Consider the following 25,530-nt stretch of genomic DNA (forward strand, 5'->3'; position numbering starts at 1 on the left):
GTCCATCCAAATTTATTAGGTTAAACTAAGGGTTTCAAAAATTGATGGAGATCAACTGTCATTCTAAGGTCATTTTGATCCGTGTATAAGCACAATGAAAACCTATCTTTTGCACGTTACAATCAGAAACACTTCCCGGCTCTGTAGTAACTGTTGCCCAAGACACGCCTTGTTGTTTTGCATGATTCAATCGAGCCTTAAGTAATTTTTTTTGTAAACCTTTCTCTCGATAAGCGGGCAAAGTGCTGGTCACCCCTAAATCACAAAAATCCCCGTGAATAGCTATCGTAGCGCCTGCAACAATGACCTCCTGATCGTAAACTGCATAAGCACTGACCCCTTTAGATTGAACATAACGAGAAAATTGATCTTCTGCCTCAGGAGCATCAAAACCCAAGGCAACCTTTTTAGCCCATTCATTCAATTCATGAGGTTTTATTTCTTTAATAATTAAAGGCTCGGCAACCCAGTCAAAAGGCTGATATATATTTAAATCTAATATTGAGACATTGTTTAATTCGCTGATGCAATAACCACGCTGGCTTAAAAAAACTGTAAGGTCGTTTCCCACAAAAGGACATAATTCAATATCTACACGAGTATGGTTCAATGCTTTATAAAAGAGCTCTATACGCTCTATTTCCGAACGAAAATTCGTGGGTTTGGTATTAAATCCCCACCCCACTACTTGTGATAAATAAGAGTCAGTTCCTGAAAAACAAGCAGCGCCTCCGTTAAGTTCCAATATCTTTCCTTCGGAATACTGCTTGGTTACTTCTATATGGGTTTGCTTGATGCAAGACTCCATTTGTCTTGCCAAATTTTTAGTAATGCATTTCATCTAAATATTTATCCTCAGTGCATCGTGATAAAGATCAGGATTCCGTAGGTCAAATTATTACCATTTTAATTCTTTTGATAGCTCATATATCAAACCAGGTCCTTTGTAAATCAAACTCGTATACACCTGGATTAATGAAGCACCAGCATCCAATTTAGCCTGAGCACTATCACAATTATCGATACCTCCGACTCCTATCAAGCTAACATCATTTCCCACATATTGTTTGAGCAAACTCAAACACTGGGTAGATAACCCCCATAAAGGTTTACCACTTAACCCCCCAGTTTCCTTAGCATCTGATAAATGAGCTACCCCTTCTCGAGAACAGGTTGTATTCGTCGCAATAATTCCTTCAATGCCATACTGTAGAATTACTTCAGTCATCTGTTTTAATGTTTCTGAATCTTCGTCTGGGGAAACCTTAACCACTAAAGGTACATGGCGTTGAAATTTATCGGACAATTTAGTTTGTTCAGCCTGAATTTGCGACAATAAATTGGCAAAATATTCTTTTTGCTGCAATTGACGTAAATCGGGGGTATTGGGTGAAGAGATATTAATGGTCACATAGGACGCATACTCATATACTTTACCCAAACAATGAATGTAATCATTTGCAGCATCTTCCAAAGGTGTATCTTTATTTTTGCCAATATTAATACCCAAAATTCCTTTATAACGTGCTCTTTTTACATGGTCCACCATCGCATCCACACCTTGATTATTGAACCCCATACGGTTAATAATCGCCTGAGCCTCGGTCAAACGAAACAATCGTGGTTGAGGATTACCAATTTGGGGTCTTGGGGTGATCGTACCTATTTCAATAAAGGAAAAACCTAGTTTAGCTAATGCATCTAAATGTTCGCCGTTTTTATCCAACCCGGCAGCCAAACCAACAACATGGGGAAATTGTAATCCCATGGCTTCAATAGGTTTAGGCTTTATCTTTTTGAAACAAAACTTAGGTATATAATGCAAAGCAGACAAACTAAGAGTATGCGCCCTTTCGGGATCCATACTAAAAAGTACAGGACGTAACATCGAATACATAAAAAACCTTTTGGCCCTAGGTGAAGCGAAGCGAAACCCAGGTTTGAGTTGATTCTTCCCTGGGTTTCGCTTCGCTTCACCCAGGGTGTATTTAATTAAATATCACATTTCTGTGCCCAAACACGCAACATAGCGCTTTCGGATTTATGCAAATGATAATCAACTTCTCTAATTTCTACACCATAGCCCTGTTTTTGGAGTTCCAATAATACAGGACCTAAGAACTCAGAAGTTTTTCCCTCCATATCATTTAAGGGAAAGATTCTTACATCCTTAGCTACTCTGGCTAGTTCACGAATTACATTTAAATGAAATTCAACAGTTTGATCTTCTAAGTCTGCAAATAAGTAATTCGTACTTAATGCAAAATCAAAAGAAAAATCGGGATAAGGCAAATGATAATCTGCTGCACCATAATATCGTCCCTCTGCCTTACCTTGCTCATAATCAGCAAAAAATTTTTTCATTCCATTACGTCGATGCTCAAGCAATTGTTCTAAACTTCCAAAGCGACTGAAGTCGAATTGTTCTTGGTGATTACCTACTTCATCGGCCATTTGTGCAAAAATCATAACTGCTTTGGAGGATAAGGTATCTTTATCCAAAACAAACAAGGGATCACAACTTACAGCTTGATGCGCTTCTTGGAATTGTTGAGCGTTTACTGCACTGGGACCACATCCATATTCCAATATCTTTGAATTCATATCCTCTTGAGACAAATCAAACATCTCACGATACTCATCAACACTATGTCCCCAGAGTACTAATTTACGCATGTATGACTCTCCTAAATAGATAAAACTAAACGCATAAACTTGGTTGTAACTACCTCAAAAATCTCAGCAGTTTTTCCATTGGCTTAAGATTAGGCGATTTTTCAAATCAGGTAAAGGAGCATTTATAAAACACTTATTACTCTATAAATTGAATAGTAAAAATAAATAATTATTTAACCCTGCCTATTTAACTTAAACAAAGCCCGTCAATCCCCAAAAAGCTGATTTCATCAAGGCTTATTTCAATGGGTTCATCAAATCATTTCTTTAACTTGTTCCATTGCAAAAAAGATATGAGAAATTCTATTTGCATCTTCAACTTGATTGGGTATAGTCTAACACATTTATAAAAATCAACAGACTACCCACTCTGCATTAACAGACGAATTTTTTTGTGTTCGTTAAAATCTAGTGCAGAGAGGTAGTTACAACAACAGGAAGTCAGCTATGTACATAGGCCCGAACTACCAACTCGGCGAAACTTACGACATGTTGCGCGACAGTGTCTACCAATTTGCTCGTGCTGAAATTGCCCCACTTGCTGCTCAAATTGACGAAAGTAACACTTTTCCAAATCATTTATGGCGAAAATTAGGGGATATGGGGTTACTAGGAATTACTGCCAGTGAAGAATATGGTGGTGCCAATATGGGATATCTTGCACATGTCATCGCTATGGAAGAAATTTCTCGAGCATCTGCTTCCATAGGCCTAAGCTACGGGGCTCATTCCAATTTATGCGTCAATCAAATTAATTTAAATGGTAATCATTCGCAAAAGCAAAAATATCTGCCTAAACTTATTAGTGGAGAATATGTTGGGGCACTGGCTATGAGTGAATCCAACTCAGGTTCCGATGTAGTCAGTATGCAATTACATGCTCGTCCAGCAGGCGATAAATATATTCTCAACGGCACAAAAATGTGGATCACCAATGGGCCTGATGCCGATGTTCTGGTTGTTTATGCCAAAACCGATAAACAGGCTGCGAGTAAAGGTATCACTGCGTTTCTGATTGAAAAAGGAATGCCCGGATTTAAAACAGCTCAAAAACTCGACAAGCTAGGAATGCGTGGTTCAAATACCTGTGAATTGGTATTTGAACAATGTGAAATCCCTGCGGAACAGGTTTTAGGTGAAGTGAATCAAGGTGTAAAAGTATTAATGAGTGGACTTGATTATGAGCGTACTGTTTTGGCCGCAGGCCCAGTAGGGATTATGCAAGCTTGTATGGATGTTGTTTTACCTTATATACATGAACGTAAACAGTTTGAACAACCTATAGGCGAATTTCAGTTCATTCAAGGGAAATTAGCCGATATGTACACCGACCTGGGTGCCTCAAGAGCATATTTATATGCCATTGCACGTGCTTGTGATCAAGGTAAGGTTAGTCGTAAAGATGCTGCAAGCGTGATTTTATACACTGCTGAAAAAGCAACCCAAATGGCATTACAAGCAATACAAATCCTTGGTGGTAATGGATATATCAATGAGTATCCTACAGGACGCCTACTGCGTGATGCAAAATTGTATGAAATAGGGGCTGGTACTTCTGAAATCAGAAGAATGCTTATTGGACGAGAACTTTTTAAAGAAACAGCATAAGGAAGAATGAAAATGGAACAGAATGACATAGTAATCGTTGCAGCAAAAAGAACACCTATGGGGGGCATGTTAGGCAATTTATCAGGTCTTTCAGCTCCAGAATTAGGAGCAATTGCACATGCGGCTGCCCTATCTCAAGCAGGAGTTAGCCCAGCTGAAATAGATGAAGTAATTAGTGGTTGTGTTTTACAAGCTGGAATTGGTCAAGCTCCTGCGCGACAAGCTGCAATTAAAGCAGGTTTACCCAATTCTTCAGGAGCAACTACAATCAACAAAATGTGTGGCTCAGGAATGAAAGCCGTGATGCTCGCTCATGATTTAATCCGTGCAGGAACTACAAATATTGTTCTTGCAAGTGGGATGGAAAGTATGAGTAATGCACCTTATCTCTTGAGTAAAGCACGTTCAGGATACAGATTAGGACATGGTGAATTAAAAGATCATATGTTCTTGGATGGATTAGAAGATGCGTATGATAGAGGGAAATTAATGGGTGTTTTTGCCGAAGCAACAGCAAGTCACTTTAATTTTAGCAGAGAGCAACAAGACGAATTTGCTACTCGTTCCATGAACAGAGCGTTACAAGCAATCGAAAACGGTGCCTTTAAAGAAGAGATTGTCCCAGTAACTATTAATACTCGTAAGGGTGACATCACTGTGTCTGTAGATGAAGGTCCTGATGCCACAAAAATGTCAAAGATACCTCAATTAAAACCCGCTTTTAAATCCGACGGAACCGTTACCGCAGCCAATTCAAGCTCCATCTCTGATGGTGCAGCAAGTCTAATTTTAATGAGTGCTGGACAAGCAGAAAAACGCGGGATCAAGCCCATTGCTCGCATTGTTGCCCATGCCAGCCATTCGCAAGCCCCTGAGTGGTTTACTACAGCACCTGTAGATGCGATTCGTAAGGTCATGAATAAAGCCTCTTGGAAACAAAATGATGTAGATCTTTATGAAATAAATGAAGCATTTGCAGTAGTAACAATGGCCGCTATGACACAACTTGAATTAAATCCAGAACAGGTTAATATTCATGGCGGAGCTTGTGCATTGGGTCACCCTATCGGGGCATCCGGCGCGCGTATTTTAGTAACATTAATTCACGCATTAAAACATCAAGGGAAAAAACGTGGTGTCGCTTCATTATGTATTGGTGGTGGTGAAGCAACCGCAATGGCAATTGAATTAATTTAAAATGAAAACATCCCCTATCTGTGAGATGGGGGATCTTTAATAAAAAGGATGTTCATGATACGACACAGTCTTATCTACCTATTAATGAGTATTTTAGTAGTCCTTTTTGCTAAATACGCTCACCTCATTATTGTCTACATTGATGTATTTTTTACCTATATTAATTTGAAATTAACCCCTATATTCAGCCAAACGGGTTGGGGACTGGTGATTCGCAAAATTCTCGTTCTTATCCTATTGCCTCTGATCATTACTGCCATTCCGGCGCTTGCTTATAGGCTTATAAAAGGTGGGGATATGCCTCACTTTATTGCGATTACCTGGATTATTTGGACAATCATCGTTTTAAGCGATATTTTGGTACGATGAGGATAGGCATGGCAAAATTAATCAGTCAAATCAATACAAGCAGTCAAGAGTTCAAGACCAATCAGGCGGCCATGCAAGCTTTAGTAGATGAATTACAAAATCGAATTCAGCACATTGCTTTAGGCGGCGACGAAAAAGCACGAGCTCGTCATTTAAAACATGGTAAATTATTACCAAGAGAACGGTTACAACAACTTCTTGATCCTGGCAGTCCTTTTCTTGAACTTTCCCAGCTTGCAGCATATCAAGTTTATGATGATGCGGTTCCCGCTGCAGGGATAATTACAGGAATTGGCTGGGTTTCAGGCATTGAATGTGTCATTGTGGTCAATGATGCCACTGTAAAAGGCGGCACTTATTATCCATTAACGGTAAAAAAACATCTAAGAGCGCAAGAAATCGCTTTAATAAATCATTTACCTTGCATTTACCTAGTAGATTCAGGAGGCGCTTATCTGCCTCATCAGGATGAAGTATTCCCTGACCGTGATCATTTTGGGCGGATATTTTTCAATCAGGCACAAATGTCGGCGCAAAATATTCCTCAAATTGCAGTAGTAATGGGTTCTTGTACTGCTGGGGGTGCGTATGTTCCAGCCATGGCAGATGAATCTATTATGGTGAAGAATCAAGCCACGATTTTTCTTGGCGGCCCTCCTCTAGTCAAAGCAGCGACAGGCGAAGTCATCAGTGCAGAAGAATTAGGTGGTGCAGAAGTCCATTGCCGGCACTCAGGTGTAGCAGATCATTATGCAGAAGATGATGCCCATGCGCTTCATCTGGCACGTGTCGCTATAAGTCATTTGAACCGCAAAAAACCGCAACAATTAAAGCGTATTGAGACCGTTGAACCACTCTATGACAGTAAGGATCTTAACGGCATCATCCCTGCTGACCCAAGAAAACCTTTTGAGATTCGTGAAATTATTGCACGGATTGTAGATGGTTCAGAGTTTGATGAGTTCAAAGCCCTCTTTGGTACCACTCTAGTTTGTGGCTTCGCACATTTATATGGTTATCCTATAGGAATAATTGCCAACAACGGTATTTTGTTTAGTGAAAGTGCCCTGAAAGGAACTCACTTTATCGAACTCTGTTGCCAACGTAAAATTCCTTTACTCTTTCTGCAAAATATTACCGGCTTTATGGTTGGTTCTAAATATGAAGCCTCGGGTATTGCAAAACATGGTGCCAAAATGGTGACCGCAGTGGCCAATGCAAATGTTCCAAAATTTACGGTAATTGTTGGCGGTAGTTTTGGAGCGGGTAATTATGCCATGTGTGGGCGTGCCTATAATCCTAATTTTATGTGGTCTTGGCCTAACTCACGTATTTCAGTAATGGGTGGAGAACAAGCAGCTAATGTTTTAGCACAAGTAAATCGAGATAAATTAGCCAAGCAAGGGAGCGATTGGCCTCGGGCTGAGGAAGAGCGCTTTAAAGAACAATTGCGTTCTCAATATGAAATGCAAGGAAATCCATATTATGCCAGTGCTCGGTTGTGGGATGATGGAGTCATTGCGCCACAGGATACACGCAAAGTATTAGGTTTAGGTTTATCAGCAGCATTAAATAATCCTATCGAGCCAACCCGATTTGGCGTATTTCGCATGTAAGGAGCATACTCATGAGCGATTTGTTGTACGAAATTCATGATCGCTTATGTTTACTCACCCTAAATCGAGTGAGCAAACATAACGCTTTTGATAATAAACTTTTAAGTGAAATGCAACACCAACTTGATGCAGCAATTGTCAATTCCAATGTCCGAGTTATTGTCCTTAAGGCAAATGGAAAACATTTTTCTGCAGGCGCTGATTTAGGTTGGATGCAAAACATGGCTCAGTATAATGAAGAAGAAAATTTACGAGACGCCATGGTACTTGGTAAGCTAATGTTCACATTAAATCAAAGTCCCAAACCGACCTTAGCCATGGTCCACGGATCAGCTTTTGGTGGTGGCGCAGGACTTGCTGCAGCATGTGACATTACTATTGCCTCTGAATCAGCACGTTTTTGTTTTTCGGAAGTGAAATTAGGTTTGATACCCGCAGTAATTAGTCCTTACGTAGTTCAAGCTATCGGTGAGCGCAGCGCTAAAGCGTTATTCATGAGCGCGGAAATTTTCGATGCAGTTAAAGCATTGTCGTTGCATTTAGTACAACATTGTGTTCCCGAAGACAAATTGCTGGAGTTCACGCTTAATTACGCAAAACAAATCAGCAGTAATGCTCCTGAAGCAGTCAAAGCATCCAAACTACTAACAAGTTATGTAGCACATAAAAAAATAAATGAAGAGCTTGTCTCTTACACTGCATCTTTGATTGCTAAAAAAAGAGTATCCAGTGAAGGACAACAAGGGCTTAATGCATTCTTAAAGAAAGAAACGCCTAATTGGGGCTAAAATCGTAGTATGTTAATGTAGGGCTTAGTGAAGGTGCAGTGAAACCCTGGATTGGTGACCTATTATTCCCGGGTTCCGCTTCGCTGCACCAAGCTACAAAGCATTCGGACTACGTTAGATAATGATGAGAGCATATAAAAGTTAAATTAATGAGGCACTATGTTTAATAAAATTCTTATTGCCAACCGCGGTGAAATTGCGTGCAGAATTATCAAAACTGCTCGTTCTATGGGCATTCAAACAGTGGCTATTTATTCCTCGGTTGATAAAGACAGTTTGCATGTACGCAGTGCTGACAGTGCTTATTTTGTGGGTGATGCACCTGCTAAAGACAGCTATCTCAATATCACTAATATAATTCAGATTGCCAAGGAATCTGGTGCACAAGCCATTCACCCTGGTTATGGATTTTTATCTGAAAATCCTGAGTTTGCCAAAGCATGTAGGGAGGCGGGTATTATATTTATTGGCCCTTCTATTGAAGCTATGGAAGCGATGGCATCCAAACAATTAGCCAAACAATTACTGGAACGAACCAAAGTGCCCTTAACCCCTGGCTATCATGGCAGTGAACAGGCCGAAGACAAATTGCTGGCTGAGGCAAAAAAAATAGGATTTCCTGTCTTAATTAAAGCGGCAAATGGTGGTGGCGGGAAAGGAATGCGGGCGGTTCACCAGGAATCGGAGTTTAGTGCTGCCTTAGCGGGAGCCAAACGTGAGTCCATGGCAAGTTTTGCTGATGACACCATGATTATTGAAAAACTAGTTCTTCATCCTCGACATGTTGAATTGCAAATCATGGCTGATAATCATGGCAATGTAGTTCATTTATTCGAACGCGATTGTTCCATTCAACGTCGACATCAAAAAATTATTGAAGAAGCCCCTGCACCCAATTTATCTTCAACATTACGCCAAAAACTTGCTGAGGCCGCTTGCGAAGTAGCACGCTCTATCAAATACAGTGGTGCAGGTACCGTTGAGTTTTTAGTAGATGGCTCAGAACAATTCTATTTTATGGAAATGAATACTCGATTGCAGGTAGAACATCCAGTAACGGAAATGATTACGGGACTTGATTTAGTGGCCTGGCAATTAAAAATTGCTGCTAATGAACCTTTACCTTTGTCACAGGATAAAATTCAAGCACAGGGTCATGCAATAGAATGCCGCATCTACGCTGAAGATCCGCATCACGATTTCATCCCTTCAATAGGGCAAATACATTTTTTGCAAGAATCTTCAGGGGATGGCATACGCATAGATACTGGAGTACAAATCTCCTCGCAAATTACTATGTACTATGATCCCATGATCGCTAAGCTTATTGTGTGGGGAACTGATCGTGATGAAGCATTATCTCGATTAGAACAGGCTCTATCCCAATATTTTATTGGTGGGGTAAAAACAAATATTCCATTTTTACAAGCTATTTGCCAACACCCTAAATTTAAACAGGCAGAACTCAGTACTGATTTTTTAAGTAAAGAAGAAATAAAACTCCCAATACCAAACAAAGAAACTGCCCTACTCATGGCTGTAGGCTTTGATTATTTGCACAATATAAGTTCTTTACAAGATCCCTTATTGGCAGAAACGTTTTCTTGGCAATCTCAATTAACAAGTCATTGGATATGGCGCTATAAAGATAGGGATGAGCTGATTGAAGCTTTTATTACTCCAATTAATAAGAGTCAGTTTAAAGTGCAATTCAAAACGTACGAACATGTGATCCATGCACATTTAGTCGGGAATAAACTTCATATTGAAACAAAAAAACAATATTTTCACGCTACAATTGAGAATAAAAAAGAATCCCTAACCTTGTATACGAATCAAGGGCAAATTACTATTGAACGATTTAATTGGGAAACCCTAGGTACCCAAACCACTGCTCATAAAGGGCAACTTACTGCGCCCATGCCAGCTACGGTGGTCGCCATTTTAAAAAATATTGGTGAAAAGGTGAAAGCTGGTGATCGCTTGATTGTATTAGAAGCTATGAAAATGGAGCATACCATTCATGCCCCCACCGACGGAATTTTACTGGATATATTTTATACTGTAGGCGCTCAAGTGAATGAAGGAGAGGAATTACTGGCATTAAGTGAGGCAGATTCTTAAACTAAGTTTGAACAGTAGATTAAGCTGGCTGAAGCCAAAATACTCCAGGTTCGCGTGGATTATAGTTCGTCCACCAGCACGTAAAACCGCCTCGGGAATATTAAAAGAGATAATTATGGACTATCCGCAAAATGTAACCATTATAGAAGTAGGCCCTCGAGATGGGTTGCAAAATGAATCTTCTTTTGTGTCGAGCAAACACAAAATTGAATTAATCAATTTATTAAGTAAATCCGGCCTGCAATATATCGAGGTGACCAGCTTTGTATCTGCGAAGGCAATTCCACAATTGGCGGACCATAATGAAGTATTCCGGGCTGTAGAAAAAGTATCATCCCTTCACTATTCGGCACTGGTTCCTAATGAACAGGGAATGCTCAAAGCACTAGAAGCAGGTGTTAAAGAAATTGCAGTATTTACCGCAGCAAGCGAACAGTTTAACCAACGAAACATTAATTGTTCTATCGAAGAAAGCATTATTCGTTTTAAACCTGTTCTCGCCTTAGCTAAAGAAAATAACATCCGAGTACGAGGCTATATTTCCTGTGTTCTTGGCTGTCCATATGAAGGAAGTGTAGCGCCACAAAAAGTCGTTGAGGTAACTAAACGGTTGTTAGACCTAGATGTCGATGAAATCTCATTAGGAGATACGATTGGCGTGGGAACACCCCATCAAACCCATCTTTTGCTTGATCACGTCTTAAAAATAGTACCCTTGCACCAGCTAGCAATGCATTTTCATGACACGTATGGGCAAGCCATAGCTAATATTTATTCCTCATTACAACATGGAGTTCACCGTTTTGATAGTTCCGTTGCTGGACTGGGCGGTTGTCCCTATGCACGCGGAGCAAGCGGCAATGTAGCCACTGAAGACGTTTTATACTTAATGCATGGTTTAGGAATTAACACTGGGGTTGATATATTTAAAATTGTGACAGCTGGCGACATGATCTGTAAAATTTTAGGACGTAAAAATCAATCTAAAGTTGCAAATGCAATGTTAGCAAATCCTTGTACTTAAGACATTATCCTAGTTACAACTCACTCCGTTGAGACTATCTAATTGCATCGAGTTGACCGATATGAAGTGTAAAAATTAGCATAGAATCGTTTCAATAATTAAGAGAGAATGAAACATGAATGAAACCGTATGGAAGCCAAAACACCCTAAAGACAGTAGGATGTGGCATTTTATGGAATTCGCGGCCAAAAAAAACGCCCAAATTTTTGAAAATTACCAAGATATGCATACCTGGTCTACTAAACATCCAGACTCATTTTGGCCCACACTTTGCGATTTTTTTCATGTTAAGTTCGATACAGTACCATACCAGATTTTGAATCACGGTAAAAATAATCAAATGCTCAACTCGCATTGGTTCGCGGGGGCTCAATTTAATTTTGCTGAAAAACTATTATCACGTACAGACAAACATCCAGCCTTGATTAGTCTTAATGAAGATAACGATAAAAAAGTAATTAGCTATGAGCAACTTTATGCACTGGTTGCACAATGTGCAGCAGGTTTAAAAGCAGCAGGGGTTAAGGTTGGTGATAGAATAGCTGCTTTAATGCCCAATACATCGCAAACCATTATTGCTATGCTTGCCACTACTTCATTAGGAGCAATTTGGTCGTCTTGCTCACCTGATTTTGGCGCACAAGCGGCAATTGATCGGTTGGGTCAAATTGAGCCTAAAATATTGTTTATATGTGATGGACATCAATACCAAGGTAAAAAACACAGTGGGTTGGAAAAAATCAAACAACTAAACGATGCTATTCCTTCGCTCAAGCAAATCGTTATCTGTCCCAATATAAATGAATCTATAGATAGTTCTGGATTGCCCAAAGCACAATATTGGAATGATTTTCTTCGTCCAGCAAGTCACTGCGAATTTGTTTCTTTACCTTTCGAACATCCAGTTTATATTATGTTCTCATCAGGAACGACTGGCAAACCTAAGTGCATTATCCATGGAGCAGGCGGCACCCTATTGCAACACATTAAAGAATTAGGGTTACATACAGATTTGCATCCTAACGACAACTTATGCTTTTATACTACTTGCGGATGGATGATGTGGAACTGGACCGTTTCTGCGCTTGCCTTAGGAACAACGCTAACCTTATATGAAGGCTCGCCGACCTATCCCGAAAGTAATCGTTTATTTAAGCTCCTTGCTGAAGAACAAGTAACTGTTTTTGGTACCAGCGCCAAATTCATCTCTTCCATAGAAAAAGCAGGAGTAAAACCGAAAGATGAATTTGATTTAACCCATTTACGATGCATTCTTTCCACAGGATCACCCCTTCTCCCCAAAAATTATGATTACGTTTATGAACAAATTAAAAATGATGTCCAGCTTTGTTCCATTTCAGGTGGAACGGATATCATTTCTTGCTTTGCCTTAGGTAATCCCATACTCCCTATTTACCGAGGTGAATTACAATGTTTTGGGCTTGGGATGGCTGTTGAAGTTTATAATGAACAAGGCCAGCCGGTTCACGAAGAGCGAGGGGAATTAGTTTGTACCGCACCCTTTCCATCCATGCCTGTAGGTTTTTGGAATGATCCTGACAGAACCGCTTACCAACATGCCTACTTTGAACGCTTTCCTGGAGTATGGGCCCATGGTGATTTTGCAGAAATTACCGCCCACAATGGATTGATTATTTATGGACGATCCGATGCTGTTTTAAATCCTGGCGGAGTCCGTATTGGTACTGCAGAGATTTATCGCCAAGTAGAAAAAATAGATGAAGTAATTGATAGCATTGTGATTGGCCAAGATTGGCAAGATGATGTGCGAGTTGTTTTATTTGTTAAATTACGAGACAAAATGGAACTCACAGAAGAATTGATGAATAAAATTCGTTTAACGATTCGTCAAAATGCTTCACCAAGGCACGTGCCAGCAAAAATAGTGCAAGTAGCGGATATCCCACGCACGATCAGCGGCAAGATTGTTGAAATAGCAGTTAGACAAGTTGTTCATGGTTTACCAGTGAATAATTTACAATCTCTGGCAAATCCAGAAGCCTTAGATTATTTTAAGAATCGCGAAGAGCTACAAGAATAAAGATAAAATGGAGCTTTGTTACGTAGCGAAACCCGGGATCCCATCGCAACCCTCACCGGATTTCGCTCCGCACCCCAGTAAATTTTAAAAACCGTTCTATCAAGATTCCGATTTCCTTCAAAGCCCATAAATAAGGAACTTTACGTTGTTTATGCTCACAATTTATGTATAATATTGCATGGCGTCGATTTGAATTTCAGCTTGCGGACGCTCAAAAAAGAATTCTTTTTTGAAAATACGGCTAAAGCGGATATGTTTGCATTCCTCTGAGCTCCCGCCCGCAGCATAATCTCAGGTTATAATAAATGATTGAATTAAGCGGATTATTCAAATCCTTTTCGGGTAAACCTGTCCTACGTGGCATTAACCTGTTTATCCAAGAAGGTGAAATTTTCGGAATTATTGGTAAAAGTGGAGCAGGAAAATCAACTCTATTAAGATGTATTAATCTTCTTGAACGACCCGATGAAGGACATGTCATCCTAGATGGTCAAGATTTGACAAGTCTTTCAAGAAAGAATTTAGCTTTAGCTCGCCACAAAATGGCAATGATTTTTCAACAATTCAATTTACTCAACTCCAAAAATGTGTACGACAATATTGCGCTTCCTATGCGCATTCAGGGTATAGATGAAGAGACCATTCGTAATAAAATTGAAGAATTACTACCTCTTGTCGAGTTAACCGATAAAAAATTCTCCTATCCAGCACAGCTAAGTGGCGGTCAAAAGCAAAGAGTTGCTATTGCCCGTGCCTTAAGTTGCTCCCCTAAAATTCTACTTTGCGATGAAGCGACCTCTGCCTTGGATCCTGAGACAACCGACTCTATTTTAGCATTACTGAAAAAAATTAATGCACTTTATGGCATCACTATAGTGCTCATTACGCATGAAATGGATGTAGTGAAACGTATCTGTAACCGATTAGCAGTGATGGTCGAGGGCGAATTGGCTGAAACTACTGCCCTAGCCAATGTATTTAATAACAAAGATAGCTTAGCACGAAGTATGCTCTACGCTCAGCTGAGTCCACAATTGCCTGAGTGCCTCACCAAAAGACTTGCTGACTATGTGACCGAAAAACCGTTACTACGTCTATTTTTCCAGGGGGAAGAAGCAACGGTACCTTTTATTAGTAGGACAAGTCGTGAGTTAAATCTTGATATTAACATCTTACTCGCCAATATTGATCGTTATGATACAGTAACCTGCGGCGTTTTAGTTGTTGAATTAACTGCACATCAATTTTTACTGCAAGCATTCATTGAACGCTGCGAACAAGCCAAATTAACTGTGGAGGTTTTAGGTTATGTCCTTCCCAATGGCATATGATTTATTCATTGCAACAACTGAAACATTATACATGGTATCAATCAGTACCTTATTTGCTGTAGTTCTTGGCTTACCTTTAGGGACTTGGCTCTACTCATCACGCCACATCAAGCCCCGACCGAAGTTACATAAAGCATTATCGGGCCTAATTAATATGGCACGGTCTATACCTTTTATTATTTTATTGGTAGCGATCATTCCATTCACTCGGCTCATCGTAGGAACCTCAATCGGAATGAATGCGGCAATAGTACCTCTTACCCTAGGTGCAACACCTTTTTTTGCTCGACTGGTAGATAATGTTTATCGGAGTTTACCATCGGGTCTTATCGAAACGGGTTATGCAATGGGGGCAAGCACCAGGCAGATTATTTTGCATATTTTATTGCCAGAGGCCAAACCTGCTTTAATTCATGCCATTACTGTGACCGCGATTACTTTAGTTAATTATTCCGCAATGGCAGGAACCGTTGGTGCTGGTGGTTTGGGTACTTTAGCCATTAATTACGGGTATCAACGTTTTGATGCTGGAGTCATGATTTCCACAGTAATTATTTTAATTGTCATGGTCCAACTAACGCAAATGGTTGGGGATTATCTGGCGAAACGTTTTTTACATAATTGATTTGAATCACTTTTTGGAGTTTTAAATGCGGATTTTAGCTTATTGCGTTTTATTATTAAGTCTTGTTGGATGCAACAAACCTTCACCAAATACCCTGGTGATAGGAACCATTGCCGGACCAGAAACTGAACTGGTTGAGACGGCACAAGAAGTCGCAAAAAATAAATATGGCTTAAACATAAAAATTGTAACTTTCAATGATTACAATTTACCCAACGAAGCATTACAAGACGGTAGCCTGGATGCTAATGTCTATCAACATTTACCTTATCTTAATGCCGCAGTTAAAGCTCATGGATATACGCTTGAGGCAATAGGTAGAACCTTTGTTTATCCTATGGGAATTTATTCAAAAAAATACAAGACATTAACCCAATTGCCAGAAAAAGCGCTCATTGCCCTGCCTAATGATCCCAGCAATGAAATGCGAGCCTTACAATTATTGGAAAAAGCTCAACTCATTACATTGAAAACAACTCAAAATGCTGGTTTAAAAGATATTGCAACAAATCCACATAATTTACAGTTCAAAGAGATGGATGCAGCACAATTACCCAGAGTCTTACCTGATGTAGATGCAGCCGTTATTAATACTACTTTTGCTTTACCTGCAGGCTTGAATCCCTCGCATGATGCTCTATTTAGTGAAGACAAGGATTCACCCTACGCCAACATCATTGTTATTCGTAAGGACTCACCCAAAAAAGCACAATTGGAGCTTTTTGTTAAAGCTTTAAACTCAGAAGAAGTTAAAGAAAAAGCTAAAACATTATTTGGAGACTCGGCTATTTCAGCTTGGTAGTATTTTATAGTGCTGTGCGGCGAAGAAAAACTCGAGATGACAAGGGTTTTGTTTCGCTGCATCAGGCTATCATTTAGAATTTTTTACCATGATTCTAAATCAAAACCTAGACCAAATCTTAATTCTATCTTAATGAAAAAGTGTTATACTTTATAAGAACTACAAGCTCTTGAGGTACACTATGCCTTCACATAGACAAGCATTTTTTAACTTGCTCAACTCTCAACATAGGAAAGGTCAGTTCTCACCTGAAAAACTAGAGGAAATTTTTCAAAAGTATCGAGATGACATCAATTTGACTCAGGATCTTACTTTTGGCTTAGGGGCTTTTGAACAACATGCCAGTAAACGAGTCAAAGATCATAAAGGTTTCAAAACAAAAATTGGTCCAGAAGAAGACGATACCCTTGAGAAAGCCCTCAAAGGAAACGATCCTGAGAAGAATAAAGTTATAGCAGACCTTAATAAGGTATTTACACCTGAATCTTTTTTTGTCCCCGCCCAAGAGAAGTATCAAGAATCCGTAGAATCCTTTAAAAAACGAGTTAATCAAGTTCCTGGATACTCCGTTGAAGTGCTTCGAGGGGAGCTTGAACGAATTGCGAAGGATGCAAAAGATGCAATAAAAGCCCAACAGAAAATTGAACTCCAAAGACTCAAAGATACTTTTGATGATACAAAGAATGCTGGGTTTATGGGTCGACTCCAAACTGTTTTAGATAAAGACGCTGATGAAGTAGAGAAAATAAAAAAAGATTTAATTGCTGAATTAGAAACAAAACATAACGAACAACTCAGCGCATTTGATACGGTTACTCGTGAAAATCTAACGATACTCGACAAAGCATCTGCTCTTGAACGCAAACAAATCCTTTTCTCTGGACAACTGGAGGGTTGGGCTCATCAACTTAGTGCAAAACAAAGAGATGAGATGCTGCAAGAAATGGAGCTGGCAAGGGAAGAGAATCGTAAAAGACGAAATTTAACTAGCCCCACAGGGTTTACATCTGCTGAAATCGATGTTGATAAAAAAACCATTTCGACTATAAATCCTGAAGACTTAAATTTCATCATTTCTTTATCAGGATCTAAGTTAACCCATATTAAGAAGAAAGATGATCAGCCAAGTACTTGGAGAGTACAATTGTCACCCCGAATACTTTCTCCTTTTTATTATTTAAGCCGCCAAGAGAATCCCAAGGTCGATATGTTAACTATGGCGCAAGCAGCGCGAGCCTCAGGATTTGATACAGTTACCGCCGTTATTAACATTGATGATCCAAAAACTCAAAAACAAAGAGCCAGACAAGCCTATGAAGCATTACTTGAAAGTGGTTTTGATCCTGGACCCCTACCTGGAGAAGAATCAAAAGGTGAAAAAGCACTAAAAGGAATTGTACTCAAAGATGGAAATGGAAAAGAAATTGATCCAAAAACACTCTACACACCCAGTGAATTACAAATACTTCATGAGCATGCAAGTGCACGACGTGAAAAACTGGCAAAATTACTCGATAAGGCCCCTACAACACCCGTGCCCGAGGAAACTGTTAAAAAATTCCGCGCTGAATTAGACGAGGGTAGAAATCGAATAAGAGCTACTAAAGGTAAAGAGGCCTTTAAACAAGAGGAAGAAACAGTACACGCAGAAAAAGTACAAAATGTTCTTAATGCTCCTTAAAACAACCTGATCTTTCTGATGTTACACAACAGAAAGATTAGGTATCTATCTTTGTAGTGATTACAAAGATGCTCAAAAAATTCCACTGTCCCTTCAATACAATTTCTGTTATTTTATTAAGTTCACTACGGGTTATGCTAAGGAGATAGCTATGAATACTCGTGAATTTGATGAAGATGCAAACGATACAGAGGAGTTTAGTGTCGATACGATTCTGACCCCTGAAACAAGCCCTTCAACAAAATTGGAACGACGAAGACGGATAGAGGATTTGTTTGAAGAAAAACGCCTCCGAGATGAACTCGCAGAATTTGGTTAATTAAATATAAAAAGTAGCTTCTGTAACATGGGTGAAGCGCAGCGAACCCGGGATTGTGGCATACTTTTTTCCCGGGGTTCGCTTCCATCATCCAGGCGACCCTACTTATTTACCTTAGATTAGAAAAATAAATATCAAACCGAACTGTTTTCCCTTCTATCGAGGCATCTGCGGGTAATAAAGGTTTTGCTTTTTGGGGCCATTTTACAACGACCTTTTGTTTGCTACGCGTTATTGCCAATTGAATTAACTCCAACGCATCCTTATCTACACCGATTATTTGTTGTAACGCTTGCATTTCTTTTTTTACCAATGCGGATTTACTCCGTTCAGGATGCATGGGATCAATATAAATAATGTCAGGGTAATGGTTTGGTGCTAAGGAACTTAAATAAGTATGAGCATTTTCAGAATGAAGCATTAGATGTAATTGTTGTTGATCCGACTTCGTTTGGCGCGCTAAGGCATCCGATAATAACGCTGCCATAACAGGATGGCGTTCGAGCATTATCACTTCCGCACCGAAACTGGCTAGAATAGCCGCATCACGTCCCCAACCCGCTGTTGCATCCAAAACCGTAAGTCCAGGAGATGGCTTACAAGCGCGAACTAATCCTTGCTTTTTTCCCTCAGATTTTCTTTTATTCCAAAATTCAGCACTAAATTCAGCAAAAATTGGGGAAAATCCCGGCATTTTTAATGAAAGCTTATCTTCGGTAACAAAAAGGCAAGGATCAGCGTTTTTGTCTAAGTTAAAATTCAGTTCATCTGCGACTGCCTTTGCTTTGTTATATAGGTTGTCCTGCTCATAACCTACTACTGAAATATTGATCATATTTGCTAACCGTAAGATTGATTTCCAGTGGAGCTGGGTGTTGCCTTTCTGCCATTATTTAAGAGTTTTATATACCCTGCGAAGGAGGAATTGTATTCTTAAAATGGCACTGTAACTTGATAGAAATAGATTCCCGCCTTCGCGGGAATGAAAATTTTGCTTATAATGGTAGTGATCCAGAACTCACATCCAAGATAACGTATTACCCCATTTGCAACAATGAAATATCTGCGACACCCTGCAATAAATCTTGCAGACGTGCTAAAAGGGCTAAACGGTTTACCTTTATTGCCTTATCCTCCACCATGACCATGACTTTATCAAAAAACAAATCTACCGGTTCTTTAAGGCTGGCCAATAATTTCAATAATGGGCCATAATCGGCACTACGGTATAAAGGCTCAACAGCTCGTGCAACTTGATTAATGTGGATAAATAAAAATCGCTCCGGTTCCTCGGTAAACAGTTCTTCATTCACAGCGGATAAAGTTTGTCGTCCTGCCTGTGTAAGTAAATTATTCACACGTTTACACGCGGCAGAAAGAGAAGCTGCTTCAGGTAGTTTTACAAATAACTGTAGAGCACTCAAGCGCTTGTCCAAATCATACAACCAATCATCCTGACGAGCTCTAACAGCATGAACTAAATCAACACTTAATCCTTGAGCTTGATAATGAGATTGTAAGCGTTCAAGAATAAATGATTTCAATTCATCCAATAAATTAGGTTCCATAGATAATTGGGTTCCATAATGAATTATGGCTTGCTCAATTAGTGTACTTAAGTTGAGTTGTGCTGATGTGGCAATGAGTAATCGAACCACAGCTAAAGCATGACGGCGTAATTTAAATGGATCCTTTACCCCCGAAGGTTTTTGTCCTATGGCAAAAATGCCAACTAAAGTATCAATTCTATCTGCAAGCGATAGAGCCAACCCTAAATCAGATTCCGGTAAACTGTCTGCAGCGAAACGTGGCATATATTGTTCATTTAAAGCTTGGGCAACACCTTGATCTTCTCCATCGTTTAGCGCGTAATAATATCCCATTAATCCCTGTAATTCAGGGAATTCGCCCACCATTCCGGTCAGCAAATCGCATTTGCTTAACTGTGCTGCACGTTGTGCCTGATGTAAACTTAAATGTAAAGCAGAGCTTAAATAGGTCATTAGTGCTTCAATTCGTAATGCTTTATCCTTTAAACTACCTAATTTTGCTTGGAAAATGACGTGTTCGGTACCCGCTATATGTTGACTTAAAGGTGATTTTTTATCTTGTCTGAAAAAGAATGCAGCATCGCTCAAACGTGCTCGCATCACTTTTTCATTCCCTAAAATAACTTGTTTGGGATTGGTACTCGCGATATTTGATACAGTAATGAAATGGGGCAATAACTTTCCCTGCTTATCCTTTAAAGCAAAACATTTTTGATGCGATTGCATCGATGCAATTAAGGATTCAGCAGGAACCTCAAGAAATTCTTTTTCAAAATTCGCCATCAGAGCTTGAGGCCACTCAACAATTGAAGTTACTTCATCCAGCAAATCTTCAGGCATAATTGCTGTAGCTTGGATGGATTCAGCCAATTCCTCTACTTGTTTTTTAACCATGTGTTTTCGAGCGGAAAAATCAGCAAGAACAAAAGCCTCTTTCATTTGCAATTCATAGCTTTGTGCGGAGTTAATAGCAATGGGTTGGGGATGATGAAAACGATGCCCCCTACTCTCACGGCCACTTTTAATTCCCAATACCGTATGTTCTATTACCTTGTCCCCATAGAGCATTACTGCCCAATGCACAGGCCGAGCGAATTCTTCATCCCCAGCCCCCCAACGCATGGGTTTTGCAATGGACAAAGCAGCCAGAGATTGATTAATTAAAACTGGCAACAAATCTTTGGTTTTATTTCCTTGGCTCTCTGCTTCGAAAGCAATCCAATCCCCTTTTTCTGTTTCAATCCGAGAGAGTTGCTCTACTTCAACACCACACGATTTAGCAAAACCTAGTAAGGCTTGGGTAGGTTTTCCTTCCTTGTCGTACGCAGCAGCTAAAGCAGGGCCACGCCGGGTCACGCTTTGACTTTTTTGTTCTTCTTGTAAATCAGAGATAACAATTGCGATACGTCGTGGCGTAGCAAAACGCTTCACTTGCCCATAACCTAATTGTGCCTTGTCCAATGCAGCCAATAAATGGTTAGCAAATTCATCAGCAAGAGGCCATACTGAACCAGAAGGTAACTCTTCGCAACCTAATTCAAATATAAAATCATTGACCATCACACACCTTTTGGTTAAGCATAGGAAAACCCAAAGCTTCGCGTGCTTGATAATAAGCTTGCGCTACTGCTCTTGATAAATGTCTTACCCGTAAGATAAAACGCTGCCTTTCAGTAACAGATATTGCTTTGCGTGCATCAAGTAAGTTAAATGAGTGCGATGCTTTAATTACCATTTCATAAGCAGGAAGTGGTAATTGTAATTCTATTAACTTTTGCGCTTCACGTTCATAATAATCAAATTGTTTAAATAACTCTTCTACATTAGCATGTTCAAAATTATAAGCAGACATCTCCACTTCATTTTGATGAAACACGTTACCATAAGTTATGATACCATTTGCAGTATTACTCCAAGGTAGATCAAATAAGTTATCCACCCCCAATATATACATAGCTAAACGTTCCAAGCCGTAAGTCAACTCGCCTGTTACAGGTTTACACGCCAATCCACCTGCTTGTTGGAAATAAGTAAATTGGGATACTTCCATGCCATTTTGCCAGACTTCCCAACCTAGTCCCCAAGCACCTAAAGTAGGCGATTCCCAATTGTCTTCAACAAAACGAATATCATCCGCCAAAGGATCAACTCCTAGGGCGCGCAATGAATCTAAATATTTATCTTGTATATCTAAAGGAGAAGGCTTGAGAACCACTTGGAATTGGTAATAATGTTGTACACGATTTGGATTATCTCCATAGCGACCATCCGTAGGCCTTCGGGAAGGCTGTACGTAGGCTGCCGACCAAGGTTCGGGACCTATTGCTCTTAAGAACGTTGCTGGATGGAAAGTACCCGCGCCAACTTCCATATCAAAAGGTTGCAATATAACACATCCTTGAGCAGCCCAATATTGCTGCAGGGTAAGTATAATATCCTGAAATGTAGATGGTTTTGTCATGAAAATCTCGATATAGCCTTGGTAAAGCAAAACTGAATCCTGGGAAACCCGGGCTCCGCTCCGCTTCACCCAGGTTTACTTGTACTTATGCGATGACTTAGGAATTACCTGCTGCTTTTTTGATTAACTCTTGCAACGATTCTTCACTGGCAGCACCAGGTATGAATGAAGGTTCAGAACCTGCTTTAAACTGACCATTTGGAGTTGAAGCGATTATAAACGCAGGAGTTCCCATCAAGTGTAACTTTTCTGCTAATTCACGGTTTGCATCCAAAGCAGCAGTTACGTCTTTGCTTTGCATATCAGTTTTTAACTTCTTCATATCCAAACCTAACGACTTAGCAGTAGCCATAACAATTTGGTCGTTTAAACGCTTATCAATGGAAATTAATGCATTATGCATTTCTTGATATTTGCCTTGCATACCAGCAGCTAAAGCGGCTCTAGAAGCCAATTCAGAACTCTTACCAAAAATTGGGAATTCTTTATAAATAATTCTCAAGTCACTGTCTTTCTTGACTAAACTATTAATAATTGGTGACATTTTTTTGCAATGAATGCATTGATAATCAAAAAACTCAACAATGGTCACATTACCTTTTGGATTACCTACAACCGTTGTTTTACCCTGGAACAATTGGTCTGTGTTTTCTTTAATTGCAGATTGAGCTTGTTGTTGCATACTTTGCTGTTGTTTTTGTTGCAACGCTTGAGAAGCTTCCAAAAGTACTTCTGGATTAGTAACTAAATAGTCGTGTATAACTTTTTCAATTTCTTTTTTTTGGGTATCAGACATAGGAGTTGTATTATTGGTATCTGCTGCCATAATTGCAGGTGATACTAAAGATGCGGTCAGCGCTCCTACTGTTAATAAATTTGTAAATTTCACACAGTTCCCCTTATTTAATAGTTTACATAATACCAACAACTTTCCAACCGGCACCCTAGCATCCACTTGAAGAAAATTCAATAGGGCCTGTTTACAATTCTACTATCTCAAGCAAAATTACTTATATTTCTACGGCTAAATTAGCATAAGCCAAGACCAGCCACTTCACACCATGTTCACTAAACTTCACCTGAACGCGGGTATGTGCCCCACTACCCTCAACTGCTAATACGATGCCCGATCCAAATTTTGCATGAGTTACATTTTGGCCTAAAGATAAGCCTGCAGTTTCTTGTACCACTGAAGGTTTATTTCGCGAAATAACGGGTGCTTGAAACTTCGCCTTGACACGAACCTCATCAAGCAATTCTTGAGGTAACTCCCTTAAAAATCGTGAAGGCCGGTGATATTCTTCTCGCCCATATTGTCGTCGGATTTCAGCATAGGATAAAACCAGTTTGCGCATCGCACGCGTCATTCCCACGTAACATAACCGACGCTCTTCCTCTAATCGTCCAGGCTCTTCCAAAGATTGTTTCCCAGGGAACACTCCTTCTTCCATCCCCACTAAAAATACCATTGGAAATTCAAGCCCTTTAGCAGCATGTAAGGTCATCAAATGGACATAACGTTCGTGCTCTTCTGCCTGCATTTCTCCGGCCTCCAAAGAGGCATGTGCTAGGAATGCATTCACTAGGGGAATTTCTTCTTCCTCTTCTTGTTCATAACGGAATTGTTTTGCCGCATTGATTAATTCTTGTAAGTTATCAAGACGAGACTCAGATTTGTCGCCTTTGATTTTGCTAAAATGCGCATACAATCCACTCTGCTGAATTACTACGGATAACTGCTCATCCAGCTCCATTGCTGCGGTATTTTGTTGCAATTGTTCAATTAACTCAATGAATTTTGCAAGAGAAGAACCCGCCCGTTGAGCCATTTCACCTGATTGTAATAAGGTTTTGGCCGCGCGCCATAAAGAACACTGTTCGGATTTGGCATAATGACGCAGATCTTCAAGCGTTTTTTCACCGATACCACGAGTGGGAAAATTAACGATTCGCTCAAAAGCATTATCATCATCAGGATTCACCAATAAACGCAAATAAGCTAAAGCATCTTTTACTTCTGCTCGATCGAAGAAGCGCAATCCCCCATAAATACGATAAGCAATTCCAGCACGTAATAAGGCTTCCTCTAAAACCCTCGATTGAGCATTCGAGCGATATAGAATAGCAATTTCATCAGCACTTACGCCCTGATTTATTTCCATCATAATTCGTTCACAAACAAAGCGTGCCTCTTCCAGCTCATTAAAAGCACTATAGACTATAATTTTTTCTCCAGTGGCGCCCTCTGTCCATAAGTCTTTTCCCATTCGAGAATTATTATGTGTGATTAGAGCATTGGCTGCATCGAGTATCGTCGCGGTTGAACGATAATTTTGCTCTAAACGAATAATCTGTGTGTTTTTAAAATCTTGGGAAAACTGCTGGATATTCTCAACTTTAGCGCCACGCCATCCATAAATAGATTGATCATCATCGCCAACCGCCAAGACAGCGGCATGTTCACCAGCAAGCAGACGTATCCAGGCATATTGAATTGTATTAGTATCCTGGAACTCATCCACTAATATGGCTTGAAATCGTTGACGGTAATGATTAAGAATCTCTGGGTTATCACGTAACAACTCATGAGTTCGCAATAACAATTCCGCAAAATCGATTACTCCTGCTGTCTGACAAGCTTGTTCATAGGCACTATAAATATTGAGTAACGTTTTACCAGGCCCATAAGACAATGTATGGACGTGCTGAGGTCGAAGTCCCTCATCTTTACGTCCATTTATGAATGATTGAGCTTGTTTTACGGGCCATTGTTCTGAATCAAGATTTAATGAACTAATCACTCGCTTGATTAATCGTGCTTGATCTTCAGAATCTAAAATATGAAACAGTTCAGGCAAACGAGCTTCTTGATAATGTCGACGGAGCAAACGATGACACAACCCATGAAAAGTTCCTACCCATAACCCCAATACAGGCGTACTCAACATATGATTTAAGCGCGTCCTCATTTCACCAGCCGCTTTATTAGTAAACGTTACGGCTAGAATTCCATGTGGGGAAATATGTTTCTCCTCTATAAGCCATGCAATGCGACTAACCAAAACTTTTGTTTTTCCACTTCCTGCCCCAGCAAGAACTAGCGTATTACCCAGCGGAGAAGTAACTGCTTCGCGTTGTCGCTCGTTCAGTCCTTTAAGAATTGCAGCAAGAGTCATAAATAAATTCCAGGAAAAAATGATGGTGTATTCTATTAATAGATCCCACTATCCCGCAAGGGAAAGAAAATAGAAGCTATACTAATTATAATTATACGCGTGTTTTTTTAAGCTATAGTGA

21 protein-coding genes are annotated in these 25,530 nt (G+C 39.8%); 13 read left to right on the forward strand and 8 right to left on the reverse strand.

All coding sequences use genetic code 11. The annotated features are described in order from the left end of the window. Window positions 1–58 precede the first annotated feature (58 nt). From ACWTE2_RS31785 to ACWTE2_RS31795, 3 genes are all read right to left on the reverse strand, one after another. Entirely contained in the window at window positions 59–841 is a 783-nt protein-coding gene (locus ACWTE2_RS31785; RefSeq protein WP_454785901.1) for a GNAT family N-acetyltransferase, read from the reverse strand. 57 nt (window positions 842–898) lie between these two features. After that, the gene (locus ACWTE2_RS31790) at window positions 899–1,897 is read right to left on the reverse strand and encodes a quinone-dependent dihydroorotate dehydrogenase (RefSeq protein WP_454785902.1); all 999 of its coding nucleotides are present in this window, start codon (window positions 1,895–1,897) and stop codon (window positions 899–901) included. Between the two features lie 95 nt (window positions 1,898–1,992). Beyond that, window positions 1,993–2,676: a hypothetical protein gene (locus ACWTE2_RS31795; protein ID WP_182393232.1), complete on the reverse strand. Its 684-nt coding sequence runs from the start codon at window positions 2,674–2,676 to the stop codon at window positions 1,993–1,995. 447 nt (window positions 2,677–3,123) lie between these two features. Between ACWTE2_RS31795 and ACWTE2_RS31800 the strand changes: the two genes are divergently transcribed. The 13 genes from ACWTE2_RS31800 to ACWTE2_RS31860 all read left to right on the forward strand — a co-directional run bounded on the left by ACWTE2_RS31800 (window position 3,124) and on the right by ACWTE2_RS31860 (window position 18,222). Next, window positions 3,124–4,284: an isovaleryl-CoA dehydrogenase gene (locus ACWTE2_RS31800; protein WP_454785903.1), complete on the forward strand. Its 1,161-nt coding sequence runs from the start codon at window positions 3,124–3,126 to the stop codon at window positions 4,282–4,284. A gap of 12 nt (window positions 4,285–4,296) precedes the next feature. Continuing rightward, window positions 4,297–5,481 (forward strand): acetyl-CoA C-acyltransferase, encoded by a 1,185-nt coding sequence (locus tag ACWTE2_RS31805; RefSeq protein WP_454785904.1) that lies wholly within the window; start codon window positions 4,297–4,299, stop codon window positions 5,479–5,481. A 54-nt stretch (window positions 5,482–5,535) separates the two neighbouring features. Beyond that, a complete protein-coding gene (locus ACWTE2_RS31810; RefSeq protein ID WP_182393229.1) occupies window positions 5,536–5,850 on the forward strand; it encodes a hypothetical protein in 315 nt (104 codons plus the stop codon). A gap of 8 nt (window positions 5,851–5,858) precedes the next feature. Then, a complete protein-coding gene (locus tag ACWTE2_RS31815; RefSeq protein WP_454785905.1) occupies window positions 5,859–7,466 on the forward strand; it encodes a carboxyl transferase domain-containing protein in 1,608 nt (535 codons plus the stop codon). Window positions 7,467–7,477: 11 nt separating this feature from the next. Then, entirely contained in the window at window positions 7,478–8,254 is a 777-nt protein-coding gene (locus ACWTE2_RS31820; RefSeq protein WP_454785906.1) for an enoyl-CoA hydratase-related protein, read from the forward strand. Window positions 8,255–8,413: 159 nt separating this feature from the next. Next, on the forward strand, window positions 8,414–10,378 hold the full coding sequence (locus tag ACWTE2_RS31825) for an acetyl/propionyl/methylcrotonyl-CoA carboxylase subunit alpha (RefSeq protein WP_454785907.1): 1,965 nt from the start codon (window positions 8,414–8,416) through the stop codon (window positions 10,376–10,378). 115 nt (window positions 10,379–10,493) lie between these two features. Beyond that, on the forward strand, window positions 10,494–11,402 hold the full coding sequence (locus ACWTE2_RS31830) for a hydroxymethylglutaryl-CoA lyase (RefSeq protein ID WP_454785908.1): 909 nt from the start codon (window positions 10,494–10,496) through the stop codon (window positions 11,400–11,402). A gap of 115 nt (window positions 11,403–11,517) precedes the next feature. Then, a complete protein-coding gene (locus ACWTE2_RS31835) occupies window positions 11,518–13,464 on the forward strand; it encodes an acetoacetate--CoA ligase (RefSeq protein WP_454785909.1) in 1,947 nt (648 codons plus the stop codon). Between the two features lie 305 nt (window positions 13,465–13,769). Beyond that, the gene (locus ACWTE2_RS31840; RefSeq protein WP_454785910.1) at window positions 13,770–14,795 is read left to right on the forward strand and encodes a methionine ABC transporter ATP-binding protein; all 1,026 of its coding nucleotides are present in this window, start codon (window positions 13,770–13,772) and stop codon (window positions 14,793–14,795) included. Then, the gene (locus ACWTE2_RS31845) at window positions 14,773–15,420 is read left to right on the forward strand and encodes a methionine ABC transporter permease (RefSeq protein WP_182393222.1); all 648 of its coding nucleotides are present in this window, start codon (window positions 14,773–14,775) and stop codon (window positions 15,418–15,420) included. Before ACWTE2_RS31840 ends, ACWTE2_RS31845 begins: the two co-directional genes overlap by 23 nt. A gap of 25 nt (window positions 15,421–15,445) precedes the next feature. Further along, window positions 15,446–16,222 carry a MetQ/NlpA family ABC transporter substrate-binding protein gene (locus ACWTE2_RS31850; RefSeq protein WP_454785911.1) on the forward strand — a complete coding sequence of 259 codons (777 nt, stop codon included), beginning with the start codon at window positions 15,446–15,448 and terminating at the stop codon, window positions 16,220–16,222. Window positions 16,223–16,403: 181 nt separating this feature from the next. After that, window positions 16,404–17,903 carry a hypothetical protein gene (locus ACWTE2_RS31855; protein WP_454785912.1) on the forward strand — a complete coding sequence of 500 codons (1,500 nt, stop codon included), beginning with the start codon at window positions 16,404–16,406 and terminating at the stop codon, window positions 17,901–17,903. Window positions 17,904–18,054: 151 nt separating this feature from the next. After that, complete coding sequence (locus ACWTE2_RS31860; protein WP_182393219.1) at window positions 18,055–18,222, forward strand: PA3496 family putative envelope integrity protein; 168 nt, start codon at window positions 18,055–18,057, stop codon at window positions 18,220–18,222. A gap of 109 nt (window positions 18,223–18,331) precedes the next feature. Here the strand turns inward: ACWTE2_RS31860 and ACWTE2_RS31865 are convergent, their stop codons facing one another. From ACWTE2_RS31865 to uvrD, 5 genes are all read right to left on the reverse strand, one after another. Beyond that, window positions 18,332–19,057 carry a class I SAM-dependent methyltransferase gene (locus tag ACWTE2_RS31865; RefSeq protein ID WP_454785913.1) on the reverse strand — a complete coding sequence of 242 codons (726 nt, stop codon included), beginning with the start codon at window positions 19,055–19,057 and terminating at the stop codon, window positions 18,332–18,334. A gap of 202 nt (window positions 19,058–19,259) precedes the next feature. Then, window positions 19,260–21,332, reverse strand: a complete 2,073-nt coding sequence (glyS, locus tag ACWTE2_RS31870) for a glycine--tRNA ligase subunit beta (protein ID WP_454785914.1) — start codon at window positions 21,330–21,332, stop codon at window positions 19,260–19,262. After that, complete coding sequence (gene glyQ / locus ACWTE2_RS31875; protein WP_182393216.1) at window positions 21,322–22,233, reverse strand: glycine--tRNA ligase subunit alpha; 912 nt, start codon at window positions 22,231–22,233, stop codon at window positions 21,322–21,324. Before glyQ ends, glyS begins: the two co-directional genes overlap by 11 nt. Window positions 22,234–22,330: 97 nt before the next feature. Beyond that, window positions 22,331–23,122, reverse strand: a complete 792-nt coding sequence (locus tag ACWTE2_RS31880; RefSeq protein WP_182393215.1) for a DsbA family protein — start codon at window positions 23,120–23,122, stop codon at window positions 22,331–22,333. A gap of 121 nt (window positions 23,123–23,243) precedes the next feature. Continuing rightward, window positions 23,244–25,409 (reverse strand): DNA helicase II, encoded by a 2,166-nt coding sequence (gene uvrD, locus ACWTE2_RS31885; protein ID WP_454785915.1) that lies wholly within the window; start codon window positions 25,407–25,409, stop codon window positions 23,244–23,246. Between the last annotated feature and the right edge of the window lie 121 nt (window positions 25,410–25,530).

The organism is Legionella nigrisilvae, from assembly GCF_977063395.2.